Annotated in this window: 2 protein-coding genes; both read left to right on the top strand. The window is 57.2% G+C overall.

The features are described 5' to 3' along the window. Positions 1 to 108 precede the first annotated feature (108 nt). Positions 109 to 426, top strand: coding sequence for a hypothetical protein (locus ACRCYW_RS02395; protein WP_438548593.1), 318 nt, complete (start codon positions 109 to 111; stop codon positions 424 to 426). A gap of 102 nt (positions 427 to 528) precedes the next feature. Continuing rightward, on the top strand, positions 529 to 1,061 hold a 533-nt coding region (locus ACRCYW_RS02390), incomplete at its 3' end, for a hypothetical protein (protein ID WP_438548592.1).

Below are 1,061 nucleotides of genomic sequence, written 5' to 3'. Positions count from 1 at the left end.
GATCATATTCATCCGTTCAAAGGCGGTGCGTAAGGCCCAGAACCAGAAGCGTTTGGGAAGGTTCGCTTCTTGAAGGTATGCACGAGCCATGCCAACCGCGGTGCCCCAATGGCGTTCGACCAGGCCATTCTGAGAGTGGCGGTACGGGACAGAGGAGAGGATCCGGATGTGCTTGGAGAGAAGAAGGCGACGGGAATCACCACGGATGATCTTGGTATCAAAATCAGTGAGGAGGCGCCGGATGCGGGCGGTCCGTTCAGGGCCCATCTCGGAGAAGAGTTGAAGGAAGGCCTTAGCAATGGAGGCACCGGAGGTGTCGAGGAGGCCGTAGCACCAGCATTGTCAAGAGCCGGCATCCACAATGACGAGGCAGTAGCGGTGGCCACCAGGGGACACACCATCACCAAAGCCGATGTCGACACATAGGGTATGCCCGGGAGGACAAGGCTTGGAGGATTTGCCACGGCGACGGCGGCGAATGTTAACAACGTCGCCAATAGAGAGAGGGATCTCACCAAGGTTGGTGACATGGCCCCCCTCGCAAGACTGGGTGAGGGCGGACCAGTCCCGGAAGCTACGGTTACCAAAGAGTTTGTGAAGTTCCTCATTGGTGAAGCGTTTGTGAGCAGACCCAGAGTCGGGGACATAATTGGGAGGGATGTCGCGGGAGGAGGGGTCGATGAGAGTGTGGGGAAAGGGGGTAAAGTGGTGAGCACCACCAGAGGAACGGAAGGCAAAGCCAAGGCCAGGAGGGGAGGTGGCCAGGTTGCCGGAGAGAGTCAAGGGATCATCACCAACAAAAGGGGAGGCGCGGAAATCTGGGACGCAGCCAGTGGGAGCAGGGGTACAGAGAAGGACAATGTCCTGGGAATCATCAATGGAGATATGGAAGGTAGGATACGCCAAAGTAACTTCCTCATTGGTAGCAAGGAAGTAGGCATCGGGGTGAAGGCGGCGGTGCATACAGACAGATTTGAGCCGCATGGCAAGGCCAGGGATGTGGTACCAGCCAGGCTCCTCAATGATGTAATCACCAAGAGAGAGACGGACAGTGCCTTTGC

Source organism: Aeromonas sp. (genome assembly GCF_051657805.1).
Taxonomy (GTDB): domain Bacteria; phylum Pseudomonadota; class Gammaproteobacteria; order Enterobacterales; family Aeromonadaceae; genus Aeromonas.
The sequence above is the reverse complement of the archived record's forward strand: the minus strand, read 5'-3'. Positions and strand labels throughout refer to the sequence as shown.

What these genes read in the sequence shown, in the direction of transcription:
- ACRCYW_RS02395 (WP_438548593.1), top strand. Translation starts at nt 109, where the DNA reads ATGGCGTTCGACCAGGCCATTCTGAGAGTGGCGGTACGGGACAGAGGA.